Genomic DNA, 20,541 nt, shown 5'->3' with positions numbered 1-20,541 from the left:
AAATCACCCACCCTCGCGGGGCGTTAGAGTCTGAAGTGCGATGACGATCGACGCGTGGATGCAGCATCCGACTCAGCGATTCCTGCGCAGCGACATGATGGCCTCGCTGCGCCGCTGGACCGACAGCTCGATCCCCGAGGCCCAGATCCCCATCGAGGCGACCATTGCATCGATGGATGCCGCCGACGTCGAGTTCGGTCTACTCAGCGCGTGGCGTGGTCCCAATGGTCAGGATCTGGTGTCTAACGACGAGGTTGCGGGGTGGGTCGATCTGCACCCGCAGCGATTCGCCGGGCTGGCGGCGGTAGACCTGGACCGTCCGATGGTCGCGGTTCGCGAGCTGCGAAGCCGAGTCGCTTCGGGGTTCGTCGGTCTGCGGGTGGTGCCCTGGTTGTGGGAGGCGCCGTCCACCGATCGCCGCTATTACCCACTGTTCGCCGAATGCGTGGAGTCGGGGGTTCCGTTCTGCACCCAAGTCGGGCACACCGGCCCGCTGCGGCCATCGGAGACCGGCCGCCCGATCCCCTACATCGACCAAGTGGCCCTGGACTTCCCGGAGCTGGTGATCGTCTGCGGTCACGTCGGCTACCCGTGGACAGAAGAGATGGTCGCGGTGGCGCGCAAACACGAAAACGTCTACATCGACACGTCGGCCTACACGATCAAGCGGCTGCCGCACGAGTTGATCCGATTCATGAAGACTGGCACCGGACGACGCAAAGTCTTGTTCGGCACCAACTTCCCGATGATCGCTCATGCGCACGCCCTGGCGGGCCTTGACGAACTCGGTCTGGAAGACGAGGCTCGACGCGACTTTCTGCACGGCAACGCCGAGCGGGTCTTCGGGCTCGCGCAACGACCCCCAAGATAAAGGAGTAGGCAGGTGAACGGTGCCCAGGCTCTGATCAACACCTTGGTCGATGGTGGTGTTGACGTGTGCTTTGCCAACCCCGGTACCTCGGAGATGCATTTCGTGGCCGCACTGGACACCGTTGCGGACATCCGCGGTGTGCTCGCCCTCTTCGAGGGCGTGGCCACCGGTGCGGCCGATGGCTATGCCCGCATGGCCGACAAGCCCGCAGCGGTGCTGCTGCATCTGGGCCCCGGACTCGGCAACGGCCTGGCCAACCTGCACAACGCCCGCCGGGCCCGGGTGCCGATGGTTGTGGTCGTCGGAGACCACGCGACTTACCACAAGAAGTACGACGCCCCATTGGAATCCGACATCGACGCATTGGCCGGCACGGTTTCGGGCTGGGTGCACCGGACCGAGACGGCCGCCGATGTCGGCGCCGACACCGCCAAGGCCATCGCCGCCAGCCGGCAGGGGCCGCAGGTTTGCACGCTGATCCTACCGGCGGACGCGTCCTGGTCCGAGGGCGCCGAGCCGGCCATGGTGCCGCCGGCGCAACCCGCGCCGGTCACCGGCGACGTGGTCTCGATCGCCAAGATGCTGCGCTCGGCGGAACCGGCCCTGCTCCTGATCGGTGGGGACGCCACCCGGGGACCGGGTCTGGCCGCGGCCGCTCGTATCGCCGAGGCGACCGGCGCGCGGTGGCTGTGCGAGACATTCCCGACTCGGCTGGAGCGCGGCGCTGGAGTGCCCGCGGTGGAACGGCTCGGATACTTCGCCGAGGCCGCGGCGGCACAGCTGGACGGGGCCAAACATCTGGTGCTGGCCGGCGCGAAATCGCCGGTGTCGTTCTTCGCCTACCCGGGCATGGCCAGCCATCTGGTGCCCGCCGGATGCACGGTGCACGAGCTTGCCGGGCACCGGGGAGCGGCTGATGCCTTGATCGCACTGGCCGACGAGGTTGCGCCCGGGACGAGTGCGCCGCTGGCCGCGCTATCGCGCCCGCAACTGCCGACGGGCGCGCTGATCTCGATGTCAGCGGCGGACGTGATCGGCGCGCTGATGCCCGAACGTGCGATCGTCGTCGACGAGTCCAACACCTCGGGTGTGCTGCTGCCGCAGGCGACCGCCGGTGCGCCGGAACACGATTGGCTGACGCTGACCGGCGGGGCGATCGGTTACGGCATTCCGGCCGCGGTGGGTGCCGCGGTCGCGGCGCCCGAACGTCCGGTGCTGTGCCTGCAATCCGACGGGTCGGCGATGTACACGATCTCCAGGTTGTGGACCCAGGCCCGGGAAAACCTCGATGTCACGACCGTCATCTACAACAACGGCGCCTACGACATTCTGCGAGTGGAGTTGCAGCGCGTGGGTGCCGGCTCGGCGCCCGGTCCCAAAGCGCTGGATCTTCTTTATATCTACCGTCCCACAATGGATTTCGTCAAGATTGCGGAAGGCATGGGTGTTCCGGCCCGGCGGGTCGGTAGCTGCGAGGAATTTGCGGACGCGCTGCGCGGCGCCTTCAATGAACCCGGGCCGCATCTGATCGACGCCGTCGTGCCATCGCTGCTGGGCTAGCCGCCGCCTCCGGCAAGGGCAGATAGCTTTGCGCTGCCGCCCAGGAGCCAATCCGCGATCCTGTTCAGCGCCTTGACTCCGGTTTGGAAGCTGGCTGCCTGCGCGGCCAATGCCACACCCAGATGGCCCGATCCGGTGGGCACGATGCCGAACTGCCGCACCAAATAGTCGCCGTCGTGGCCGGGGCCCCAACCGCCTTTTGCGGCAACTCCTTTGGCGGCCAGACCCCAGCGATGGCGCTCGGTGAGCTGGCGCATCAAGTCGATGACGGGGCTCGCGTCCGCAACACCGGGCAGTCCCGCGGCGAACAGAGCTTGCCGGTCCAGGCGCCATGGTGTTTGACCGAATGCGGTGAAACCGCGCCGAAGTCGGCGCGATTCCACCCGGGTGCACTCATCGCCGGCCGTGCCGATGACGGCCTGCACCTGTTGGGCGGTATCGAGGGGGTCGCCCAGCTGCGACCACAGCTGCTCGGCGGCCGCGTTGTCCGATCCGGTGATCGCCTTGGTCACCCATGCAGCTGCGCGCCGTGGGTTGCTGCGCAGCGCTGCGATCGCCAACGGCACCTTGACCGTCGACCAGGCGACGCCGGTCGACCAGGAGCCCAACGAACAGGTCTCGCCGCTGTCGGGGAGCGCGACCGCCACACCCGCGGTCGCCGGCAGCGCGGTGCACAGCCGCTCGAAGCTTGCCTCGAGCGCGGCGCGGGGCGCGCCCATCATCAGGCCTGGCCTCCGGCGCCCGCCGCGCCGCCGCTGCCCGCGGTGCCGCCGGCGCCCCCGGCGCCGCCGTCGGAGTCGGTGCTTGCCTGGCCGTCTTGGCCCTCCTGACTAGCGCCGCCGGTGCCGCCGTTTGCGCCGCTCTGGCCGCTGCCGGACAGGCCGCCACCGCCGCCGCTGCCACCGGCGCCGCTGGCACCGGTGCCCGCCACCCTGCCGCCGCCCGCCACCCCGACCTGCCCCCGCCGACCCTGCCGCCCTGCCAGCCGCCATTGCCATTGCCCGCCGCGCCCCCACCGTTGCCGTTGGCGCCGGCGCCGTTATTGATGCCGCCGTCGCCGCCATCCCCGCCGCTACCGCCGACGGCACCGCCACCGCCCTTGCCGCCGTCGCCGCCGGTTCCCCCGTTGCCGCCGTTGGCGCCGCCGCTACCGGCCCTGCCCCCGGCGCCACCATTGCCGCCGGTGCCGGCGGTGCCGGTCGCCCCGGAGGCGACGTCGCCGCCGTCGCCGCCGTCGCCGCCCGCGGAACCGTTGCCGCCGGCGGGGGAGCCCTCGATGGTGCCGTTGTTGGCGTTACCGCCGTTGCCGCCGTTACCCGCGGTGCTGCCGGCCGATCCGGCAGTGACATTCCCACCGTCCCCACTGTTGCCGCCGCCGCCGAACTGACCGCCGGCTCCGCCCTGTCCGCCTTGCCCGCCGACGGCCACACCGTCGGTGCCGGTTTCTGACGCGTCGCCGCCGGTGCCGTCTTCCCCGCCGGTGGCCACTTCGTTGTTGGCGGCATTGGTGCCGGTGCCGCCGGCTCCGCCGTCGCCACCCTGCTGGACCTGCGTGGTCGGCAGTGTTGCGGGGCTGCCATTGGTGCCGTTCCCGCCGATTTCCCCGGTGATCCCCGAACCGCCAGGGTTGCCGGCTGTGGCCTGGGGCTCGTTGGGAGTGAAGGCGATGTTGACGGCGTTCGCGCCGTCGGCGCCGTTGCCGCCATCGCCACCGGCTCCGCCGGACGGTGTCGGGAGGCTGGAGGCGGGGACGAACTGCGCGCCGATGGCGCCCTCGGCGCCGTTTCCGCCATTGCCGCCATGGCCGCCGTTGCCGCCGGTCCCGCCATTGCCGCCGCTCGGACCCGCGCCGCCGGCGCCGCCGTTGCCGCCCGCTGCCGCGGTGCCGGCATCACCACCAGCACCGCCGTCGCCTGCGGGGCTGAGGAATCCGGGGGAGCTGCCCGCCCCGCCGAACGCGCCGGCGCCGCCCTTACCTCCGGCGCCGGCATTGCCGCCATTGCCGCCGGTGCCGCCGTGCCCGCCGGTACCGCCTGCGGGCTCGTCCCCGATGCCAAGTCCGGGAGTCACGGCGGCACCGCCCGCCCCGCCGGTGCCACCCTGACCGCCGGTGCCACCGGCACCCCCGGCGGCGCCGCCGTTGCCGCCGGCTCCACCATCGGCTCCGGTGCCGCCAATTCCGCCGGTACCGCCCGCGGGTGCCGAGGACGTTCCGGTGTTGCCGCTACCGCCGTTGCCGCCGTCGCCGCCAACACCGCCGCCCCCACCGATGCCGCCGCCCCCGCCGGTACCGCCATTGGCGCCGGCGGCGCCACCGGCACCCCCGTCGCCGCCGTTGTCTCCGGTGAACAGGTTGGCGTCGGCGCCGTCGACTCCGTTGCCGCCAGCACCGCCGTGACCGCCCTGCCCGCCATTTCCGCCGACTCCCTCGTTGCCCGCCCGACCGCCGGTACCGGCCAGCCCGGCCGCACCGGGGGCCCCACCGGCGCCGCCTACGCCACCCTGACCGCCGGTGCCGCCGATGCCGAGGCTGCCGGTCTGACCGCCACCGCCGGAGCCGGCGGCGCCGCCGGTCCCGGGCTCGCCGCCTTTACCGCCGTCACCGCCGCTGCTACCCGCACCGGTCACCCCGCCACCGGTGATTCCGTTCGCCCCGGCTCCACCCATGCCGCCAGCGCCGCCGTGGCCACCCTGACCGCCGTCGCCCGCGGCACCGCCTCCCAGCGCGGCGCCACCGGCACCGCCGTTGCCGCCGTTGCCGCCGGTGCCGGCGGTGCCGAAACCGCCGGCCAACCCGGCGTTGGTCAGTGGTCCCGCGGCGCCCGCGGTGCCGCCGCCACCCGCGGCGCCACCGGCACCACCGTTGCCGCCGGTGCCGGCGGCGATGCTGGTGGTGCCCGCTCCGCCAGTGCCGCCGACGCCGCCGGTGCCGCCTTGGCCGCCGAGTCCTCCGGCGCCACCGTGGCCGAACAGCACCGGCCCGCCGCCACCGGCGCCGCCGGCACCGCCGTTGCCACCCAGACCGCCGTCGCCGCCGGTGCCGCCGGCGGCCGCAGCTGCCGCGCCCGCGGCCCCGTCGCCACCTTGGCCGCCCGCCCCGCCGTCGCCGCCGTTCATGAACAATCCGCCAGCGCCACCGTTGCCGCCGATACCGCCATTCCCGGCCGCGCCGCCGCTGCCGGTCCCGGTGGCGCCGATGCCACCGGACCCACCCGACCCGCCGGCACCGACCAGCCAGCCGGCGTCTCCGCCGGTGCCGCCGACGCCGCCGGTGCCGCCGCCGGTCCCGCCGATACCGCCGGCCCCGCCGGCGCCACCGCCGCCGATGAGCCAGGACCCACTGCCGCCATTGCCGCCCAGGCCACCCATGCCGGCGCCGGCCGCGCCGGTGCCGCCGGTGCCGCCGATCCCGCCGCCGCCGAACAGCAGCCCCCCGTTACCTCCATTGCCACCGCTGGCGCCGCCGGTCCCGCCGGCGCCACCCGCGCCGCCATTGCCCAACAAGCCGGCCGATCCGCCGCTGCCGCCAGCCTGGCCGGCAGCACCGGCCGCGCCGTTGCCTCCGCTGCCGAACAACCAGCCGCCGTCGCCGCCGTTGCCTCCGGGCGTCGTCGCATTGGCACCGTTGCCGATGATCGGGCGGGCCAGCAGGCTCTGCGCGGGTGCGCTCACCGCGTTGATGGTCAGCTGCAGCGGCGATGTGCCGGTTGCCTCCGCGGCGGCGTAGGCCGCCGCGCCCGCACTCAGGACCCGCTCCAACTGGGTATGCAATGCGGCCGCTTGGCCGGCCAACCGCTGGTAGTCGGCGGCGTGCGCGGAGAAGAACGCGGCGATGGCGGTGGACACCTCGTCGGCGGCCGCTGTCAGCATCGCGGTGGTGGGACCCGCCGCCGCGGCGTTAGCCGCGACGACTGATGAACCGATGCCGGCCAGGTCGCCGGCGGCCGCCGTCATCGCCTCTGGCGCGACAATCAGGTAGGACATCCGGGGCACCTTGGGTTCTGAGAAACACGACCTGGGCACTATCGAGGCGGATGCTATCCCGATCGGCGAAATTCATTGAGTGTTTTTCACCGAAGATCAGGCTTCGGCTACGACTGGTCGCGGATGGACCAAACCGGATCGCCACAGTCGACACCGTCGGCCGCGAGCTGGCGTTTGAGCACCTTGAACGTCTCGGTTCGGGGCAGCGCCGCACAGATCCGGACGTAGGACGGCCACTGCTTGGGGCCGAGGTCGGATTGACCGGCCAGGAATGCGCGGAACTTGTCGACATCGAACTTCGCACCGGGGGTGAGCACCATCGCCGCCATCACTTGGTCTCCGACCACCGGATCGGGTATCGCGTAGACCGCAACTTCGATGGCGTCGGGATAACGCAGCAGTACCCGCTCGATCGGTGCGGTTCCGAGGTTTTCACCATCGACCCGCATCCAATCGCCTAGGGCGTGTCTGCTTAATGTGAATGGTGTTTTGGCTGATGCTGTTTGGGTGATGCGGACGCATGCGATTTCTGATGATTTGTGGTCGCTGATCGTGGCGGTGTTGCCTGCGGGGCGGCGGCGTGGCCGGCCGTGGAACGATCATCGACGTACTCTGGAGGGCATTATCTGGCGTTACCGTACGGGATCTCCGTGGTGTGACCTGCCCGAGCACTTCGGTCCCTGGCAATCGGTGGCCGAGAGGCATCTACGCTGGTCGGTCGATGGCATCTACGCGCGGATCTTCGCGGCGATCGCCTCTGACCTCGACGCCGAGGACGCCGACCTGGGCGCACTGTTGTCGGTCGATTCGACCAGTGTGCGCGCCCACCGACACGCAGCCGGAGCGCGCTCCGGGCGCCGCACAGGGGGATCTGTCGAATTACAAGAAATATCTCGATGAGCCCGATGACCACGCCATTGGGCGTTCCCGCGGCGGGCTGACTACCAAGATCCACGCCTTGACCGACCAGCTGTGCAGTCCGGTCACCCTGGCACTGTCGGCCGGTCAAGCCGGTGATAATCCGATGCTTTGGCCATTGCTGGCCGCCCGGTGCAGCAACTCATACGCCCCGTTTCGCCTGCTGGCGGACAAGGCGTACTCCCATGATTCGACGCGGGCACAGCTGCGCCGGCTCAAGATCGCCCATACCATCCCCGAGCGCAGCGACCAGATCACCCGCCGCAAAGCCAAAGGCCGCAACAGAGGACGGCCTCCGGGGTTCTCAGGCCGAATCTACAAGCACCGCAACACCGTCGAGCGAAGCTTCAACCGGCTCAAACACTGGCGCGCGGTCGCCACCTGCTACGACAAATACGCCCTGACCTACCTCAGCGGTGTCACCCTGGCCGCCATCATCACCTACCACCGCGTCCGCAATTAGCAGACAGGACCTAGCCGGCCAGCGAAGTACGCGTAGCCGGCCGCATCACGGTAGGCGAGGTCGCCGCTGTGTTAGACGCCGCCCGACATCCGCTGCGCCGAGGCGGCCTCGTCGTTGTAGTAGCCCTCGAACCGGCCCGGCCCCGCGGTGTTCACAAGCTCCCCGACGGCTCCCACCGGACACTGCTGGCCCGTCTCGGGGTCGACAATCTCGATGTTCTCCGGCAGCGGGCCCAACGAGCCCGCCGGGGTATCGGGGGTTCGCGCGATGGCTACACCCCCCTCGGTGGAACCGAAGCCGTCCTGGACGACGCAGCCGAAGCGACATCCGAAACGCTCGATATCGCCGGGTACACCTTCGTTGCCGTAGACGGCTCGCAACGGTTTGTCCGCGTCATCGGGTCGTTCGCGTGTGGCCAGCACATACGACAACGGCTTGCCCACGTAGTTCGCGTAGGTGGCGCCGTAGCGGCGCACGTCGGAAAGAAATTGCGAAGCGGAGAACTTGCGCCGCAACGCCATTGATCCCTGGCATGCCACCGCCACCGCCCATCCCACCAGGACCGCGTTGGAGTGGAACAACGGCATCGACACATAACAGACGTCGTCGCGCCCCAGGCCGAAGCGCTGCGTCATGGTCACGCCCGCGATCGCGACCTTGCTGTGGCTGCACTTGACGCTGTGGCTGCACTTGACCGCCTTGGGATCACCGCTGGTGCCGGAGGTGTAGATGAGCATGAAAAGATCATCCGGTGCGGCATTTTGAAAGCTGATCTCCGAATTACGATGCGCATCAATCACTTCCGCCCACTCGGCTGAGTCGACGTTGACGTGCTCGATGTCGTCCAGGGTGCTCGCCGATGCCGTGTCGGCGAGCACCATCTGGCAGTCGGCGTGTTCGATGTCGCGGGCAAGTGCCGCGCCGCGGCGTACCGGATTGAGGCCTACCGGAATGATTCCGGACATTCCGGCTGCGGCCAGCATCGCCGAGAAGAACGGCGTGTTCTGCAGCAACACGCCGACATGCGGCGGGCGAGTGGGGTCAAGACGCTCACGCAGCGCCGCGGCGATCGCGGCGCCGTGCCCGATGTGGTCTGCCCAACTGGTGAAGGAGTCTTCGAAATAGATTCCCCGGTCTCCGATTTCGGCGAGCGGGACCAGCAGCTGGGGGACGGTGGGGTCCGCGCTCAATTCAGCCCCTTCGTTGGTCTCGACGAGCGTGAAGCTGCGGCCGCGCCCAGCGCGGTCGCCCCCTACGCTGGAGTCTCCGCCAGTTCACGGCCGATTTGGCGAAGCGCTGTGGTGGCCCCACCCAGAGCGAACTCGGCTTCCTTGGCGGCCAGGAAGTAACGGTGCACCGGATGATCGGTGTCGACACCGACCCCGCCGTGCACATGCACGATGGTGTGCGCGACACGGTGGCCGGCCTCAGCCGCCCAGAAGCCCGCCGATGCCACATCGATCTCAGCGGGCAGGTCCTCCGATACCCGCCAAGCGGCCTGGGTCAGTGTCAGTCGCAATCCCTTGACGTCGATATAGCCGTCGGCCAGGCGCTGTCCCACCGCCTGGAAACTGCCGATCGGGCGGTCGAACTGCTCGCGGGTACGCGCGTATTCGGCGGTCATCTGGAGTCCGCGTTCGAGCAGCCCGAGCTGAAATACGCTGCGGCCCAGGGCATTAATGGTGCGCAGCCAGGCGGTGACATCGGATCCGCCGATCCCGCGTGCGGCATCCACCTCCGTGCCGTCCAGGGCCAGATGGCCGACGCTGCCCAGGCCGGTGGTCTGCAACGCGGTGACGTTGACCCCGGGGTCATCGGCGGCAACCAGGAAAACAACGGTGCCGGAATCGGTTTCGGCGGGAACAAGAAAGGCGTCTGCGACCGGACCGTAGCCCACCTGAGTGCGGGTGCCGGTGAGGCGGAAGCCCGCGCCGGACCGCGCGGCCTGGACCGGTCCGTCGCCCATCTCCGCGTCAAGGGCCACGGCAAGGATCTTCTCGCCGCCGACCGCCGCGGCACCCCAGCTCTGCTGCAGTTCTTCGGAGCCGAACCGGGCCAGCGCGCCAGCGGCCAAAACCACCGACTCGAGGTAGGGCACGGCGGCTAGCTGATGCCCGAGCGCGACCAGGATCGCAACCTGCTCAAGCACCCCGAAACCGTCGCCGCCCACCTGGGTGGCGGCGGCACTGGACAGGATGTCGCTGTCGATCAGCTTGCGCCACAGCTCGCGGTCGAATCGGTGCTCCAGCCCGTCGAGCTGGCGCTGGTGCTCGGGCGTGCACACCGCGTCCACGATGGTGTCGACCAGACCGCCAAGATCCTGAGCCGCTTCAGTCGTCGAGAAGTCCATAGAAGTCCGTCCTCTGAGAATGTGTGAAAGTCAGCGGTTGGCCCGGGGCAGTCCCAGGGCGACCATGCCGATGATGTCGCGCTGGACTTCGTTGGTGCCGCCGCCGAAGGTCAGGATCAGACACGCCCGGTGCATCCGCTCGACGCGCCCGCGAAGCAACGCGCCGGGGGAGTCCTGACGCAGGGTGGCCGCGGTGCCCAGCACCTCCATGAGCAGCCGGTAGGCCTCGGTGGCCAGCTCGGTGCCGAACACCTTGGCGGCCGATGCGTCCGCCGGTGACGGGGCGGCGTCGTTCGAGGCCAGCTCCCAGTTGATCAGCTTGAGCACCTCGACCTTGGCGTGCACCCGGGCCAGGTTCAGCTGCACCCACTCCGAGTCGATGAGACGGGCGCCGCCGGCATCCTTGGTGTTTTGCGCCCATTCGCGGACTTCCCGCAGGGCCATGGATATCGGTGCCGACGAGACCAGGGCCACCCGCTCGTGGTTGAGCTGGTTGGTCACCAGTTTCCAGCCTGCGTTCTCCTCACCGATCAGGTTGGTCACCGGCACCCGCACGTCGGTGTAGTAGGTCGCACTGGTGTCGGGTCCGGCCATGGTGTGCACCGGTGTCCACGAGAAGCCTTCGGCGGTCGTGGGAACGACCAGCATGGAGATGCCGCGGTGTTTCCTGGCCTCCGGTTTGGTGCGCACCGCCAGCCAGACCCAGTCCGCGTAGGCGATCAGGCTGGTCCACATCTTCTGGCCGTTGATCACATAGTCGTCGCCGTCGCGAACCGCCGTGGTTCGCAGGTTGGCCAGGTCGGTGCCCGCGCCCGGCTCGGAGTAGCCGATGGAGAAGTGCAGATCCCCGGCGGCGATCTTGGGGAGGAAGAACTTCTTCTGCTCGTCGGTGCCGAAGGCCATGATGGTCGGCGCCACGCTGTTGATCGTCAGGAACGGCACCGGGGCACCGGCGATGGCCGCCTCGTCGGTGAAGATCAGCGAGTCCATCGGCGAGCGATCCTGGCCGCCGTATTCCTTCGGCCAGTTCAGGGTGAGCCACCCGTCCTTGCCCATCTGGGCAACCGTCTCGCGGTAGACGTTGCCGGTGCCGTATTCGCCCTGGACCGAACTCAGCGCCTCGCGGCGCTCCGGCGTCATCAGGGTGGTGAAATACGACCGCAGTTCGCGGCGCAGCTCCTCCTGCTCGGGTGTGTAACTGATGCGCATTCCTGCCGCCTCCGGTCAACCGATTGGGTTGGGTAACCGGCCATGACAGGCATCTCCACACCTGCCGACGCGCAGCCAACGGCTACCCATGCGTTACCCCGGTTGTAACACGTTCTAGTCTGGGAATCCAGCGACCGTTTCGTCAGCGGTGTGGTCGTCCTAGGGTGGTGCTACACAATGATCACTGGCTGGCCCAGGTTCTGGGCAAGATCAAGGAGGGCGCCGTGCGAGTGATAGTCGACCGTGACCGGTGCGAAGGCAACGCCGTGTGCCTGGGGATTGCTCCGGATATCTTCGACTTGGACGACGACGACTATGCGGTCGTCAAGACGGATCCCATTCCCCCCGACCAGGAGGCTCTGGCCGAGCAAGCGATCGCTGAATGCCCGCGTGCGGCCCTGTTGCGTGAGGATTAGGCCAGTAGCCTGCTGTGCCCGGCATGTCGTAACCGCCATGGTGTAACCGGAAACTAGAGGTATTCATAAATTGACTAGCAGCACGAACGTGACCGATCTGTCCGGAAGGGTCGCGGTGGTCACCGGCGCGGCCGCGGGACTGGGCCGTGCCGAGGCGGTCGGCCTGGCCCGGCTCGGCGCCACCGTGGTGGTCAACGACATCGACTCGGCCTTGGACGCCTCTGACGTCATTGATGAGATCAGCGCCGTCGGTGCCAAGGCGATCGCGGTGGCCGGCGACATCAGCCAGCGCGCCACCGCCGATGAACTGATTGCCACCGCCGATGGGCTGGGCGGGCTCGATGTCGTGGTCAACAACGCCGGCATCACCCGCGACCGGATGCTGTTCAACATGACCGACGAGGACTGGGACCAGGTCATCGCGGTGCACCTGCGCGGCCACTTCCTGCTGACCCGCAATGCGGCAACCTATTGGCGCCAGAAAGCCAAGGCGGCCGGGGGCTCGATATTTGGGCGGCTGGTCAACACCTCATCGGAAGCGGGGCTGGTCGGTCCCGTCGGGCAGGCCAACTACGGCGCCGCCAAGGCCGGCATCACCGCACTCACCCTGTCCGCGGCGCGGGCGTTGGGCCGTTACGGCGTATGCGCCAACGCGATCTGTCCGCGGGCCCGCACCGCCATGACCGCCGACGTCTTCGGGGCGGCGCCCGACGTGGCGGCGGGCGAGATCGACCCGTTGTCGCCGGAACACGTGGTGACTCTGGTGCAGTTCCTGGCGTCCCCGGCGGCCGCGGCGGTCAACGGGCAGCTGTTCATCGTCTACGGTCCGCAGGTGACGCTGGTGGCGGCGCCGACTGCGGAGCGCAAGTTCAGTGCGGACGGCCCGGCCTGGGAGCCCGACCAGCTAACCAACACATTGCACGATTACTTTGCTGGGCGGAACCCCGAACGCAACTTTTCCGCTAGCTCGCTGATGGCTTGAGCAGGAATAAGTGGACTTTGCCCGGGGCCTGCCATCGGCTAGGGCCGGTGGCGGACTTACCCGCGCGGCAACGCAACTGACCAGCAAGATTGATCGTGGTTATACGAGTATCCGTTCATTGACATGCCCAAGTCGTTCTGAGTTAGTATGAGCCGGCTCACACGAAGGCAGGTGCGGACCCTGGGCTGGCTCTTGGGAAACACTCGCGTCGTCGCCGACTGGGACGGGGGACCAAGTTGATTCAACAATTTGCGGTTCCAGCCCGGGCGGTCGGCGGGTTTTTCGAGATGTCCATCGACACCGCGCGCGCCGCCTTCCGGCGGCCGTTTCAATTCCGGGAGTTCCTCGACCAGACGTGGATGGTGGCCCGGGTATCACTGGTGCCCACGCTGCTGGTCTCCATTCCGTTCACGGTGCTGGTGGCATTCACCCTGAACATCTTGTTGCGCGAGATCGGTGCCGCCGACCTTTCGGGGGCCGGGACCGCGTTTGGCACCATCACCCAGCTGGGGCCGGTGGTCACCGTGCTGGTGGTGGCGGGTGCCGGCGCCACCGCGATCTGTGCGGATCTGGGTGCTCGCACCATCCGCGAGGAGATCGATGCGATGCGGGTGCTGGGCATCGACCCCATCCAACGCTTGGTGGTGCCCCGGGTCCTGGCTTCCACTGTGGTTGCGCTGCTGCTCAACGGCTTGGTGTGCGCGATCGGCCTGTCGGGTGGCTACGCGTTCTCGGTCTTTCTGCAGGGCGTCAACCCCGGTGCGTTCATCAACGGTCTGACCGTGCTGACCGGGCTGCGCGAGTTGATCCTCGCCGAGATCAAGGCCCTGCTGTTCGGGGTGACGGCAGGTCTGGTCGGCTGCTATCGCGGCCTGACCGTCAAAGGCGGGCCCAAAGGCGTGGGCAATGCGGTCAACGAGACCGTGGTCTACGCGTTCATCTGCCTATTCGTGATCAACGTGGTGATGACCGCTATCGGCGTGAGAATCTCGGCCCGGTAACAAATGACCGATAGCAAGCGATGGTGATGAGGCGATGAGCTATGACGTCACTATCCGCTTTCACCGGTTCATGTCGAGGCTGGTTCGGCCGGTCGACAACTTTGGCGAGCAGGCGCTGTTCTACGGCGAAACCGTGCGCTACATCCCCAACGCGATCACGCGCTACCGCAAGGAAACGATCCGACTGGTAGCCGAGATGACGCTGGGCGCGGGGGCCCTGGTCATGATCGGTGGGACCGTCGGAGTGGCGGCCTTTCTGACCCTGGCGTCCGGCGGCGTCATCGCCGTGCAGGGCTACTCATCGCTGGGCGACATCGGTATCGAGGCGTTGACCGGCTTCCTGTCGGCGTTCCTGAACGTGCGTGTCGTCGCTCCGGTGATCGCCGGTATCGCACTGGCGGCCACCATCGGCGCCGGTGCCACCGCGCAGCTTGGCGCGATGCGGGTGTCCGAGGAGATCGATGTCGTCGAGTGCATGGCGGTCCACTCGGTCTCCTACCTGGTGTCGACGCGGTTGATCGCCGGGTTGGTCGCGATCATTCCGCTGTACTCGCTTGCGGTGCTGGCGGCCTTTTTCGCCGCCCGCTTCACCACGGTTTTCATCAACGGACAGTCCGCGGGACTCTATGACCACTATTTCAATACCTTCCTGATTCCATCCGATCTGCTGTGGTCATTTCTGCAAGCCATCGTGATGGCGATCGCGGTAATGCTGGTGCATACGTACTACGGCTACAACGCCTGCGGCGGCTCGGTGGGGGTCGGGATCGCCGTCGGTCAGGCGGTGCGTACCTCGCTGATTGTCGTCGTAGTCATTACCCTTTTCATTTCGCTCGCCGTTTACGGAGCGTCCGGCAATTTCAACCTCTCTGGATAAGGACTCGATAGGGCTATGGCAGGCGGCGGATCGCGACGCACCTCCGCGCGGGTGGCGGCAGCGCTGCTGGCTAGCTTGTTGGTGGCGGGCATCGCCCTGACCTACCTGTCCTACACCTCGGCCTTCACTCCGACCGACACCGTGGTCGTCTCCTCGCCACGGGCCGGGCTGGTGATGGAGAAGGGCGCCAAGGTCAAATACCGCGGAATCCAGGTGGGCACGGTCGAGGACATCTACTACAGCGGCGATCAGGCACGGCTGAAGCTGGCCATCCGAAGCGCCGAGATGCACTTCATCCCGTCGAACGCGACGGTCCACATCGCCGGAAACACCATTTTCGGCGCCAAGTCGGTGGAGTTCATCCCGCCCAAGACGCCGTCGCCGACCTCGCTGCACCCCAATGCGAAGGTGACGGCCTCCGAGGTTCAGCTCGAGGTCAACACCCTGTTCCAGTCGCTGATAGATCTGCTGCACAAGATCGACCCGGTCGAGTTGAACGGAACGCTCAGCGCGCTGTCGGAGGGGCTGCGTGGTCACGGCGACGACTTGGGTGCGGTGCTGTCCCGCCTGAATACGCTTACCCGCCAAGCCAATCCGAAATTGCCGACGCTGCAGGAGGACTTCCGCAAGGCGGCGATCGTGACCAACACCTACGCCGACGCGGCGCCCGACCTCAACACTGTGTTCGACAGCCTCCCGACGATCAACAAGACGGTCGTGGACAAGCAGAACGACCTGGACACCACGCTGCTGGCCACCATCGGTCTGGCCAACAACGGTTACGAGACGCTGGCGCCGGCCGAGCAAGATTTCATCGCCGCCATCAACCGGTTGCGGGCCCCGGTGAAGGTGGCGCATGACTACTCGCCGGAATTCGGCTGCCTGTTCAAAGGCATCGGGCGCGGAATCAAGGAATTCGCCCCGTTGATCGGCGTCCGCAAGGCCGGCCTGTTCACCTCGTCGAGCTTCGTGTTGGGATCGCCCTCCTACACCTACCCGGAGAGCCTGCCGATCGTGAACGCCTCGGGTGGTCCGAATTGCCGTGGCCTGCCCGATATTCCGACCAAGCAGACCGGCGGGTCGTTCTACCGGGCACCCTTTCTGGTCACCGACAACGCCAACATCCCCTACGAGCCGTTCACCGAGGTACAGATCGACGCGCCCTCGACCCTGCAATTCTTGTTCCACGGCACCTTTGCGGAACGGGACGACTTCTGATGGCGTCCGGGGGTATGCCGTCGCACCGGTCGATGGTGATCAAGGTCAGCGTCTTCGGGGTGGTCATGTTGGTGGTGGCCGCCGCTTTGGTCGTGGTATTCGGGGATTTTCGCTTTGGGCCCACCAACGTCTACCACGCGACGTTCACCAACGCGTCGCGCCTCAAGGCGGGCCAGAAGGTTCGAATCGCGGGGGTGCCGGTCGGTTCGGTCAAGGCCGTCGACCTCAACCCGGACAACACGATCGACGTGGCATTCGCGATCGACAGGGCGTACACGATGTACTCGTCGACGCGGGCGGTGATCCGATACGAAAACCTGGTTGGTGACCGGTATCTGGAGATCACCTCGGGGCCCGGCGAGCTGCGCAAGCTGCCCCCGGGCGGCACCATCAACGCCGAGCACACCCAACCCGCGCTGGATCTGGACGCATTGCTGGGCGGGTTGCGCCCGGTGCTCAAGGGCCTGGATGCCGACAAGGTCAACACCGTCACCGGCGCCGTCATCGAGTTGCTGCAGGGCCAGGGCGGGGCGCTGGCCAACGTGCTCGCCGATACCAGCGCTTTCTCGACCGCGCTGGCCCGACGTGACCAGCTCATCGGCGACACGATCACCAACCTCAACTCGGTGCTGGCCACCGTCGACCAGCGCAGCGCACAGTTTTCGGCCAGCGTCGACCAGCTGCAGCAGCTGATCACCGGGCTGGCCGAGAACAAGGACGTCATCGCGGGAGCCATCCCGCCGCTGGCATCGACGACGACGGACCTCACGGAGCTGCTGAAGAATTCGCGCCGGCCGTTGCAGGGGCTGTTGGAAAACGCGCGGCCGCTGGCCACCGAACTCGACAACCGCAAGGACGAGGTCAACAACGACGTCGAGCAGCTGGGCGAGGACTACCTGAGGTTGGCCGCCCTCGGCTCGTACGGGGCGTTCTTCAACATCTACTTCTGCACGGTGACAATCAAGATCAACGGCCCGGCCGGCAGTGACATCCTGATCCCGATGGGCGGCCAGCCCGATCCCAGCAAGGGGAGGTGCGCTTTTGCCAAGTAGCAAACACGACCGCGACCCGCTTCGCACCGGCATCTTCGGTGTGGTGCTGGTGATCTGCGTGGTGCTCATCGCATTCGGCTACAGCGGACTGCCGTTCCTGCCGCAGGGCAAGACCTACAACGCGTACTTCTCCGACGCCGGCGGCATCACTCCCGGAAACAACGTCTACGTTTCGGGCTTCAAGGTCGGCACCGTCTCGGATGTGAGTCTGGCCGGGGACGCCGCCAAGATCACCTTCAGCGTGGACCGCCACGTCGTGGTCGGCGACCAGTCACTGGCCGCGATCCGCACCGACACCATTCTCGGCGAGCGCTCCGTTGCGGTGACCCCCGCGGGCAGCGGGAATGCCACCACGATCCCGCTGAGCCGCACCACCACCCCCTACACGCTCAATGGCGCCCTGCAGGATCTGGGCGGCAGCGCGAGCAACCTGGACAAGCCGCAGTTCGAGCACGCGCTGCAGGTGCTCACCGAGACGTTGCACGACGCCACCCCGCAGCTGCGCGGTGCACTTGATGGCGTGACCGCGCTGTCGCGCACCCTCAACACCCGAGATGAGGCGCTGCAAGGCCTGCTGGCGCATGCCAAGACGGTGACCGGGGTGTTGTCCGAACGTGCCGCGCAGGTCAACAAGTTGATCGAGGACGGCAACCAGCTGTTCGCGGCCCTGGATGAGCGACGTTCTGCGCTCGGCGCGCTGATCTCCGGGATCGACGACGTTTCGGTCCAGCTTTCCGGGTTTGTCAACGACAACCGCAAAGAGTTCGGGCCGGCACTGAGCAAGCTGAACCTGGTCGTGAGCAACCTCAACGAGCGTCGCGACTACATCACCGAGGCGCTCAAGCGGCTGCCCGCCTATGCGACCACGCTGGGCGAAGTGGTGGGCTCCGGCCCGGGCTTCAACGTCAACGTCTATAGCGTGCTGCCTGCACCGATGGTGGCCATGGTGTTCGACACCGTGTTCCAGCCGGGCAAGCTGCCGGATAGCTTTGCCGACTACCTGCGCGGGCTGATTCAGGAGCGCTGGATCATCAGGCCGAAGTCACCATGATGAAGCAACGTCTCAGTAGTCGGGGTATGCGGACGGTCACCATCGTCGCGCTGGTTGCGGCGTTGGTCGGCGGCCTCTACGTGCTGTTCTCCGGGGGCGAGAGCGGCCGGAAAGTCGTCGCGTACTTCACCTCCGCCGTTGGCATCTACCCCGGGGACGAGGTTCGCATCCTCGGTGTGCCGGTCGGGCGGATCGACTCGATCGAGCCGCGGCCGGCCGACGTCAAGATCACGATGTCGGTGTCCAACGACGTCAAGATTCCGCGGGATGCCCAGGCGCTGATCGTTTCGCCGAACTTGGTGGCGGCGCGGTTCATTCAGCTCACCCCGGTTTACACCGGCGGAGCGGTGCTGCCCGACGGAGCGAGCATCGATCTGTCCCGCACCGCGATCCCGGTCGAATGGGACGAAGTCAAGGAATCGCTGACCCAACTGGCTGTCCAGCTCAGTCCGGCCGCCGGCGAACTTCAGGGCCCGCTGGGAGCGGCGATCAACCAGGCCGCAGACACCCTCAACGGCAACGGCGACTCGTTCCACAACGCGTTGCGGGAACTGTCGCAAGTGGCTGGACGCCTTGGTGATTCGCGCAACGACATCTTCAGCACGGTCAAGAATCTGCAGGTGCTGGTCGACGCGCTCTCGCAGAGCAACGAACAGATTGTGCAGTTCGCCGGCCATGTGGCCTCGGTGTCGCAGGTCCTCGCCGATAGCTCGCGCAACCTCGACAACACCTTGGGCACGCTCAACCAGGCGCTTTCGGACATCAAAGGGTTCCTGCGCGAAAACAACTCGACGCTGATCGAAACGGTCAACCAGCTCGGCGACCTCACCCAGACCCTCAGTGACCAGAGCGACAACATCGAGCAGGTGTTGCACGTGGCCGGTCCCGGTATCACCAACTTCTACAACATCTATGACCCCGCACAGGGCACCCTCAACGGGTTGCTTTCCATACCCAACTTCGCCAACCCGGTTCAGTTCATCTGCGGTGGTTCCTTTGACACCGCGGCCGGGAAATCGGCGCCCGACTACTACCGGCGCGCCGAACTGTGCCGGGAGCGGCTGGGTCCGGTGTTGCGCCGGCTCACGGCCAACTACCCGCCGTTCCTGTTCCACCCGCTCAACACCATCACCGCCTACAAGGGCCAGATCATCTATGACACCCCGGCCACTCAGGCCAAAGCCGAGACACCGGTTCCGGAGCTGACCTGGATCCCGGCTCACCCTGCACCGCAACCCGCGCCGGGGAACACCACCGATCTGCAGAGTCTGTTTGTTCCCCAAGCCCCCGGGCCCGCGCCCGGATCTCCGCCGGGTTATGGCCCCGCGCCCGGGCCTCCGCCCGCGCCGGCACCGGCCGGACCGGATGCCGGCCTGTCGAGCCCGGCGCCGGGGGCGCCACTGCCCGCCGAGCAGGGGGCCGGCGGATGAGCCGAATCTGGATACGCAGCAGCGTGTTTGTGGCGTTCAGTGCGCTGCTGGCTGGCTGTCAGTACGGCGGGCTGAATTCCCTGCCGATGCCCGGCACCGCCGGCCACGGTGGCGGTGCGTATTCGGTCACGGTGGAAATGCCGGACGTGGCGACGCTTCCGCAGAACTCGCCGGTGATGGTCGACGAGGTCACCGTCGGCAGTGTCTCCGGCATCAATGCGGTGCAGCGACCCGACGGATCCTTCTATGCCGCGGTCAAATTGGCGTTGGACAAGAACGTGGTGCTGCCGGCCAACGCGACCGCGAAGGTCTCGCAGACGTCTCTGCTGGGGTCACTGCACATCGAACTGGTCGCACCGACCGACAAACCCGCCGAAGGCAGGCTCGCCGACGGGTCAAGGATCCCGGAATCGCACACCGGTCGATCTCCCACCACCGAGGAGGTCTTCTCGGCGCTGGGCGTGGTGGTGAACAAGGGCAATGTCGGAGCGCTAGAAGACATCACCGATGAGGTCTACCAGGCGGTCGCGGGCCGGCAATGGCAGTTCGTCGACCTCGTGCCCAGGCTCGCGGAACTGACGGCGGGCCTCAACAAGCAAGTCGACGACATCATCGATGCGGTGGACGGGCTCAACCGATTCTCCGCAATCCTGGCTAGGGACAAGGACAATCTAGGCCGCGCGCTGGACACCTTGCCCGACGCGCTTCGGGTGCTCAACAAGAATCGCGGCAACATCGTCGAGGCGTTCTCCTCGCTGAAGAGACTGGCCATGGTCACCTCGAACGTGCTTTTCAAGACCAAGGTGGATTTCGCCGAAGACCTCAAGGGCCTGTACTCGGTTGTCAAGGCGCTCAACGACAACCGCAAGGACTTTGTCTCCTCATTGCAGCTGTTGCTGACGTTCCCGTTCCCCAACTTCGGGATCAAGCAGGCGGTGCGCGGCGACTACCTCAACGTGTTCACCACCTTTGACCTGACTTTGCGCAGGATCGGTGAAACGTTCTTCACCACCGCCTACTTCGACCCGAACATGGCGCACATGGACGAGATCGTGAACCCGCCCAACTTCTTGCTCGGCGAAATGGCCAACCTGTCGGGACAGGCGGCCGACCCGTTCAAGATTCCAGCCGGCACGGCGTCACAGTAGGGGCCGAGACG

15 protein-coding genes and 3 pseudogenes are annotated in these 20,541 nt (G+C 67.4%); 12 read left to right on the top strand and 6 right to left on the bottom strand.

Features of this window, described 5'->3' with window-relative positions:
- The first annotated feature begins 40 nt into the window (after positions 1–40).
- Both G6N41_RS02055 and G6N41_RS02050 read left to right on the top strand, forming a co-directional pair.
- Positions 41–871: an amidohydrolase family protein gene (locus G6N41_RS02055; RefSeq protein WP_198966447.1), complete on the top strand. Its 831-nt coding sequence runs from the start codon at positions 41–43 to the stop codon at positions 869–871.
- 12 nt (positions 872–883) lie between these two features.
- The gene (locus tag G6N41_RS02050) at positions 884–2,431 is read left to right on the top strand and encodes an acetolactate synthase large subunit (RefSeq protein WP_198966446.1); all 1,548 of its coding nucleotides are present in this window, start codon (positions 884–886) and stop codon (positions 2,429–2,431) included.
- Here G6N41_RS02050 and G6N41_RS02045 read toward each other — a convergent pair.
- From G6N41_RS02045 to G6N41_RS02035, 3 genes and pseudogenes are all read right to left on the bottom strand, one after another.
- Positions 2,428–2,943: a hypothetical protein gene (locus G6N41_RS02045; RefSeq protein WP_407663716.1), complete on the bottom strand. Its 516-nt coding sequence runs from the start codon at positions 2,941–2,943 to the stop codon at positions 2,428–2,430. The genes G6N41_RS02050 and G6N41_RS02045 overlap by 4 nt on opposite strands.
- A complete protein-coding gene (locus G6N41_RS02040) occupies positions 2,825–6,415 on the bottom strand; it encodes a PE family protein (protein WP_407663715.1) in 3,591 nt (1,196 codons plus the stop codon). The genes G6N41_RS02045 and G6N41_RS02040 overlap by 119 nt, the downstream gene beginning before the upstream one ends.
- 107 nt (positions 6,416–6,522) lie before the next feature.
- Positions 6,523–6,876: pseudogene (locus tag G6N41_RS02035) on the bottom strand (AMP-binding enzyme); the annotation flags it as partial.
- A gap of 46 nt (positions 6,877–6,922) precedes the next feature.
- Here G6N41_RS02035 and G6N41_RS02030 point away from each other — a divergent pair.
- Positions 6,923–7,796, top strand: a pseudogene (locus tag G6N41_RS02030) (IS5 family transposase).
- Positions 7,797–7,804: 8 nt separating this feature from the next.
- Here the strand turns inward: G6N41_RS02030 and G6N41_RS02025 are convergent.
- The 3 genes and pseudogenes from G6N41_RS02025 to G6N41_RS02015 all read right to left on the bottom strand — a co-directional run.
- Positions 7,805–8,986, bottom strand: a pseudogene (locus G6N41_RS02025) (AMP-binding protein); the annotation flags it as partial.
- A 62-nt stretch (positions 8,987–9,048) separates the two neighbouring features.
- Complete coding sequence (locus G6N41_RS02020; protein ID WP_198966444.1) at positions 9,049–10,146, bottom strand: acyl-CoA dehydrogenase family protein; 1,098 nt, start codon at positions 10,144–10,146, stop codon at positions 9,049–9,051.
- 30 nt (positions 10,147–10,176) lie between these two features.
- Entirely contained in the window at positions 10,177–11,355 is a 1,179-nt protein-coding gene (locus G6N41_RS02015) for an acyl-CoA dehydrogenase (protein WP_198966443.1), read from the bottom strand.
- A 224-nt stretch (positions 11,356–11,579) separates the two neighbouring features.
- Between G6N41_RS02015 and G6N41_RS02010 the strand changes: the two genes are divergently transcribed.
- From G6N41_RS02010 to G6N41_RS01970, 9 genes are all read left to right on the top strand, one after another.
- A complete protein-coding gene (locus G6N41_RS02010) occupies positions 11,580–11,771 on the top strand; it encodes a ferredoxin (protein ID WP_036427093.1) in 192 nt (63 codons plus the stop codon).
- Positions 11,772–11,841: 70 nt separating this feature from the next.
- Positions 11,842–12,753 (top strand): 3-oxoacyl-ACP reductase, encoded by a 912-nt coding sequence (locus G6N41_RS02005; protein WP_198966442.1) that lies wholly within the window; start codon positions 11,842–11,844, stop codon positions 12,751–12,753.
- 236 nt (positions 12,754–12,989) lie between these two features.
- Complete coding sequence (locus G6N41_RS02000; protein ID WP_198966441.1) at positions 12,990–13,754, top strand: MlaE family ABC transporter permease; 765 nt, start codon at positions 12,990–12,992, stop codon at positions 13,752–13,754.
- Between the two features lie 34 nt (positions 13,755–13,788).
- Positions 13,789–14,631: an MlaE family ABC transporter permease gene (locus G6N41_RS01995; protein ID WP_198966440.1), complete on the top strand. Its 843-nt coding sequence runs from the start codon at positions 13,789–13,791 to the stop codon at positions 14,629–14,631.
- A 15-nt stretch (positions 14,632–14,646) separates the two neighbouring features.
- Positions 14,647–15,849 (top strand): virulence factor Mce family protein, encoded by a 1,203-nt coding sequence (locus G6N41_RS01990; protein WP_198966439.1) that lies wholly within the window; start codon positions 14,647–14,649, stop codon positions 15,847–15,849.
- Complete coding sequence (locus G6N41_RS01985) at positions 15,849–16,901, top strand: MCE family protein (RefSeq protein ID WP_012396510.1); 1,053 nt, start codon at positions 15,849–15,851, stop codon at positions 16,899–16,901. Before G6N41_RS01990 ends, G6N41_RS01985 begins: the two co-directional genes overlap by 1 nt.
- Entirely contained in the window at positions 16,891–17,952 is a 1,062-nt protein-coding gene (locus G6N41_RS01980; protein ID WP_020730681.1) for a virulence factor Mce family protein, read from the top strand. Before G6N41_RS01985 ends, G6N41_RS01980 begins: the two co-directional genes overlap by 11 nt.
- Entirely contained in the window at positions 17,949–19,382 is a 1,434-nt protein-coding gene (locus G6N41_RS01975) for a virulence factor Mce family protein (RefSeq protein WP_012396508.1), read from the top strand. The genes G6N41_RS01980 and G6N41_RS01975 overlap by 4 nt, the downstream gene beginning before the upstream one ends.
- Positions 19,379–20,530: a virulence factor Mce family protein gene (locus G6N41_RS01970; RefSeq protein ID WP_198966438.1), complete on the top strand. Its 1,152-nt coding sequence runs from the start codon at positions 19,379–19,381 to the stop codon at positions 20,528–20,530. Before G6N41_RS01975 ends, G6N41_RS01970 begins: the two co-directional genes overlap by 4 nt.
- Positions 20,531–20,541: the final 11 nt, after the last annotated feature.

It is taken from the genome of Mycobacterium shottsii, assembly GCF_010728525.1.
GTDB classification, from domain to species: domain Bacteria; phylum Actinomycetota; class Actinomycetes; order Mycobacteriales; family Mycobacteriaceae; genus Mycobacterium; species Mycobacterium marinum.
Note: the sequence above shows the minus strand (reverse complement) of the source record. Positions and strands in the feature narration are given on the sequence as shown.

Excerpts from the sequence above, each read along its gene's own strand:
- G6N41_RS02055 (WP_198966447.1), top strand. The coding sequence starts at position 41 with ATGACGATCGACGCGTGGATGCAGCATCCGACTCAGCGATTCCTGCGC.
- G6N41_RS02040 (WP_407663715.1), bottom strand. The coding sequence starts at position 6,415 with ATGTCCTACCTGATTGTCGCGCCAGAGGCGATGACGGCGGCCGCCGGC.
- G6N41_RS02020 (WP_198966444.1), bottom strand. The coding sequence starts at position 10,146 with ATGGACTTCTCGACGACTGAAGCGGCTCAGGATCTTGGCGGTCTGGTC.
- G6N41_RS02015 (WP_198966443.1), bottom strand. The coding sequence starts at position 11,355 with ATGCGCATCAGTTACACACCCGAGCAGGAGGAGCTGCGCCGCGAACTG.
- G6N41_RS01995 (WP_198966440.1), top strand. The coding sequence starts at position 13,789 with ATGAGCTATGACGTCACTATCCGCTTTCACCGGTTCATGTCGAGGCTG.
- G6N41_RS01990 (WP_198966439.1), top strand. The coding sequence starts at position 14,647 with ATGGCAGGCGGCGGATCGCGACGCACCTCCGCGCGGGTGGCGGCAGCG.
- G6N41_RS01985 (WP_012396510.1), top strand. The coding sequence starts at position 15,849 with ATGGCGTCCGGGGGTATGCCGTCGCACCGGTCGATGGTGATCAAGGTC.
- G6N41_RS01975 (WP_012396508.1), top strand. The coding sequence starts at position 17,949 with ATGATGAAGCAACGTCTCAGTAGTCGGGGTATGCGGACGGTCACCATC.
- G6N41_RS01970 (WP_198966438.1), top strand. The coding sequence starts at position 19,379 with ATGAGCCGAATCTGGATACGCAGCAGCGTGTTTGTGGCGTTCAGTGCG.